This window comes from Actinomyces bouchesdurhonensis, from assembly GCF_900128465.1.
Taxonomy (GTDB): domain Bacteria; phylum Actinomycetota; class Actinomycetes; order Actinomycetales; family Actinomycetaceae; genus Pauljensenia; species Pauljensenia bouchesdurhonensis.
Map to the genome: position 1 here is coordinate 135,753 of NZ_LT635869.1, position 3,629 is coordinate 139,381.

The following is a 3,629-nucleotide window of genomic DNA, read 5'->3' on the forward strand; positions in this document are numbered from 1 at the left end:
GCCACCGACTGCACGCGGCCGGCGGACAGGGAGGGGCGGATTTTGCGCCACTGGAGGGGCGAGACCTCGTAGCCGTAGAGGCGGTCGAGGATGCGGCGGGTCTCCTGCGCGTCGACGAGGTCCGTGTCCAGGTCGCGCGTGTTCTCCAGGGCGCGCTGGATCGCTTCCTTCGTGATTTCGTGGAACACCATGCGGCGAACGGGCACCTTCGGCTTCAAAACCTGGAGGAGGTGCCACGCGATGGCCTCACCCTCGCGGTCCTCATCGGTTGCGAGGAAGAGTTCGTCGGACTCCTTCAGGAGCTTCCTCAGTTCGGTGACCTTTTTCTTCTTGTCCGGGTTCACCACGTAATAGGGTTTAAAGCCATCATCCACGTTGACAGCGAAGCGGCCGAACGGCCCTTTTTTCATGTCTTTGGGCAGTTCGGAGGGCTGCGGGAGGTCACGGATGTGGCCGATGGAGGCGGTCACGTGGTAGTCGGGACCCAGGTATCCCTCGATGGTGGCCGCCTTCGCAGGAGACTCCACGATCACGAGCTTCGTCGCTGACATTGCCTGTCCCTTCCCGTCGCTTCCCCAGTATTTGTAGCACCTCGTCGGCGAGCGCACGCGGCGAGGCATCTGGGATGGACCTTACCGCGTCCCACCCACATCTGGGTACCGTGGCCGCTTCCGCGCGTCTCACTCCCACCGGGTTTGACATTCACGAGGCCGTGGCGGACCCTCAGGCGCGCGTGTCGGGGACGCATCGATCAACCGCTCGACGATACCTATACATAGGGAGGAACCCACGCCTCGCACCGCGAGCCGACCAGACCGGTCGAGACCCGCAGACTCAGCCCAGGCCTCGTCCCCCCAACGCGCACCCAACGTTTGTGTGAGCGGCACTCAATCGGGCACAATCGTGAACGTGATTCCGAACTTCGTCTCCGAGATGCCGATCCCCGTGATGCTGGCGTTCATCGTCGTGATCATCTGCCTGCCGATCGTCTTCATCAAGGACGCCCTGACCCGCTCCAAGGGAGTCATGCCCGCCCCACCGGACGTGCGCAAGGCAGGCAAAAGCGACGAGTGGGACGAACTCAACAAGCATCACAAACCCAAGCTGCGCGGATCACGCAAAGCCCTGGCGATCGACGTCCGCGCGCGTCTGCTCGCCCCGACGATCCCCTACGCGCTGTGCCACGGCAACCCGGTGAATGTCCTGGCGGTGTCGGACGTGGAGTCTACGACGCACATGCTCGCCCGAGACTGGGGAATCACACATCGCTCTGACCTGCTCCGACAGCTCTACACCCTGCTCAGGTCCGGGCACCGCGCCGAGTACACGCGGCTGCGCGAGCACTGCGCGGACCGTTCCTGGGCGACTGCGAGAATTGAACACCTCAACAAGACCGCCGACAGGGACACGGACGCGTGGGAGGAACGCTGGCGCATCCGTCGCCTCCTGGACAACGATCGAGGCCTGTCCTCCGTGGATTTTGGCGCGTGGGATTTCGTGCGCGCGGCACTGCTGACTCGGACGGGCGCAGCCCTCGGGTGGCTCAGCGAGGACGAGGCCTGGGATACTCTCGCGCTGGTCAACCGTGCCCTGTCGTTATCCTATTCCTCGTGGAACGAGGTCTGGGAGGCCTTCCGCACGACCCGCTGGCTGTGGGCCGCAGAGGGAGACGCACAGAGCGCAGCCAACGACCTGCATGACCGGAACCGAGGAGAGTTCCTCCTCGGAAAGAACGGCCTATGGACGGCGATCCCGTGGGATGCCCCGTACCCCACCCCGCGTTTTCTCCTGCTCGATGCGCTCCGCGAGATGGACGCTCTACGCCTACTCTCACCCTCGGCCTGGGAGGATGCCTCGACGTGGGAGAGAGAACTCGACGCACAGACGCGCACCCGTGCCCCCATGTCCATCGGCGGGAAGCCGATCGTCCAGTAGCGACGCCCCCGCGCACAGGACGTAGAATGAGTCGTCAGTCCTGATACGCGAACCGCACAGTCCAGTAGGAAGTCTGGGCGATGCCTCGCATCCGTCGCTGCCCCGAGCAGAATCCAGCGTCATCGGGTCCACCGTGGTGTACCTGGAGACGAGTAATGAAGACGGAGTCCACACTATATTTCGATGGCCAGTTCTGGGTCGGTGTCATTGAGCGCCACGAGGCCGACCGTGTTCGCGCCGTTCGGGTCATGTTCGGCGCGCAGCCCTCAGACGCGGAGTTCTACGAGTTCCTCCTCGCTCACGCCAATGCGCTCTTATCCCGCCTCGACGAGGCCGCTTGGGCTTCCGATACGGCCCAACACCACGCGACGCACCACAACCCCAAGCGCGCACAGCGCCAAGCGTCCCGCCTCGCGCGCCGCGCGCTTCCTTCCACCGCGTCACAGGCAGCGATTCAAGCAGAACGCGAACGTACGGCACGAGAACGAGCTTCCACGACCAGGCAGGAGAAACGTGAGAAAGCTGAAGAGAAACGCCGCCTCGCCCGCCTGAAAGCGAAAGCGCGCCACCGAGGCCACTAGCGGCCGTCCCATCGCCGCGTGATACCCTTCCCCTGTACCCCGACGGGGACTCCACTCGCGCCACGTCATTCCCACTGAAGAGAGCACTATGAGCTACGACTATATCCTCCACGTTTCAGATGTCGCCCGCTGGCCCGCGGCGCTGTCGAACCTCGGCAATCTCACACAACTCGGCTTGGCTCACGGGATCACCGTCATCGTGAACGGCACTGGGGTCTACGCGCTCCAGGGCGCGAACGACTGGACTGCTCAGATGGAGGCGGCGGCCGACGCTGGCGTGGACTTCTTCGCCTGTTCCAGGTCACTGGCCAACCACGAGTTCGTCGAGGGCACGCTGCCCGAGTGGCTGGGTCAAGTGCCCGCCGCCATCCCCGCAATCCGCGAGTGGACGAAGGACGGGGCCACGTACATCAAGCCGTGACAGGCAGCAGCCATCGCACGGAGTCACTGTCCCCCGCGCATCGCCATCCGGCTGGAGACACACACCCTCATCTCCTGTACAATGTTCTGTACATAGGCGAGCAGAGGAGCACCCATGAAGATCATGACCTACACCGAGTCGCGCGCACGCTACGCCGAGGTCCTCGACCAGGTCGTCAACGACCGCGAGGAAATCGTCATCACCCGACAGGGGCACGAGAGCGTCGTCATCATGGCCCTCGACGAGTACGAGTCCCTCATGGAGACCGTCTACCTCATGCAGTCCCCCGCGAACGCCCGCCACCTGCGCGAATCGATCGCACAGCTGCGACACGGCAACCTCGAAGAGCACGATCTCATCGACATCCCTGACGAGGAGAACTAACGATGCTCAAAGTCTTGTGGACCCCACACGCCTGGAACGACTACGTCTGGTGGCAGTTCGAAGATCGCAAGACCCTCAAGCGCATCAACGCTCTCATTGCGAATATCCAGCGCAACGGAAACGAGGGGATCGGCAAGCCTGAACCCCTCCGCTACGAATACACCGGCTTTTGGTCGCGCCGAATCGACGGACGTAACCGATTGGTTTATCGCATCACCGAAGATACGGTCGAAATCGTTGCCTGCCGCTTCCACTACGGCCAGTAGCATTCACGAGGCCCGGGCTGCATCCACCCCAACAGACGAGTA

The 3,629-nt window shown here is 63.4% G+C and carries 6 protein-coding genes; 5 read left to right on the forward strand and 1 reads right to left on the reverse strand.

Annotated features, from left to right (window positions below; genetic code table 11):
* Positions 1-551, reverse strand: a 551-nt coding sequence (locus BQ7477_RS09000) for a toprim domain-containing protein (protein WP_159430597.1), incomplete at its 3' end; no start/stop codon positions are given.
* A gap of 358 nt (positions 552-909) precedes the next feature.
* Between BQ7477_RS09000 and BQ7477_RS09005 the strand changes: the two genes are divergently transcribed.
* The 5 genes from BQ7477_RS09005 (at position 910) to BQ7477_RS09025 (ending at position 3,587) form a co-directional block, all read left to right on the forward strand.
* The gene (locus BQ7477_RS09005) at positions 910-1,935 is read left to right on the forward strand and encodes a DUF1266 domain-containing protein (protein WP_073983848.1); all 1,026 of its coding nucleotides are present in this window, start codon (positions 910-912) and stop codon (positions 1,933-1,935) included.
* A gap of 155 nt (positions 1,936-2,090) precedes the next feature.
* Positions 2,091-2,516 carry a YjdF family protein gene (locus tag BQ7477_RS09010; RefSeq protein WP_073983651.1) on the forward strand — a complete coding sequence of 142 codons (426 nt, stop codon included), beginning with the start codon at positions 2,091-2,093 and terminating at the stop codon, positions 2,514-2,516.
* An 88-nt stretch (positions 2,517-2,604) separates the two neighbouring features.
* Entirely contained in the window at positions 2,605-2,937 is a 333-nt protein-coding gene (locus BQ7477_RS09015) for a DsrE family protein (RefSeq protein ID WP_073983652.1), read from the forward strand.
* A gap of 114 nt (positions 2,938-3,051) precedes the next feature.
* Complete coding sequence (locus tag BQ7477_RS09020) at positions 3,052-3,321, forward strand: type II toxin-antitoxin system Phd/YefM family antitoxin (protein WP_003791869.1); 270 nt, start codon at positions 3,052-3,054, stop codon at positions 3,319-3,321.
* A gap of 2 nt (positions 3,322-3,323) precedes the next feature.
* Positions 3,324-3,587 (forward strand): Txe/YoeB family addiction module toxin, encoded by a 264-nt coding sequence (locus BQ7477_RS09025; RefSeq protein ID WP_073983653.1) that lies wholly within the window; start codon positions 3,324-3,326, stop codon positions 3,585-3,587.
* The last annotated feature ends 42 nt before the right edge of the window (positions 3,588-3,629 follow it).

Bases quoted from the DNA above. Each gene is read 5' to 3' on its own strand.
- BQ7477_RS09025 (WP_073983653.1), top strand. From the start codon at position 3,324: ATGCTCAAAGTCTTGTGGACCCCACACGCCTGGAACGACTACGTCTGG.
- BQ7477_RS09015 (WP_073983652.1), top strand. From the start codon at position 2,605: ATGAGCTACGACTATATCCTCCACGTTTCAGATGTCGCCCGCTGGCCC.
- BQ7477_RS09010 (WP_073983651.1), top strand. From the start codon at position 2,091: ATGAAGACGGAGTCCACACTATATTTCGATGGCCAGTTCTGGGTCGGT.
- BQ7477_RS09020 (WP_003791869.1), top strand. From the start codon at position 3,052: ATGAAGATCATGACCTACACCGAGTCGCGCGCACGCTACGCCGAGGTC.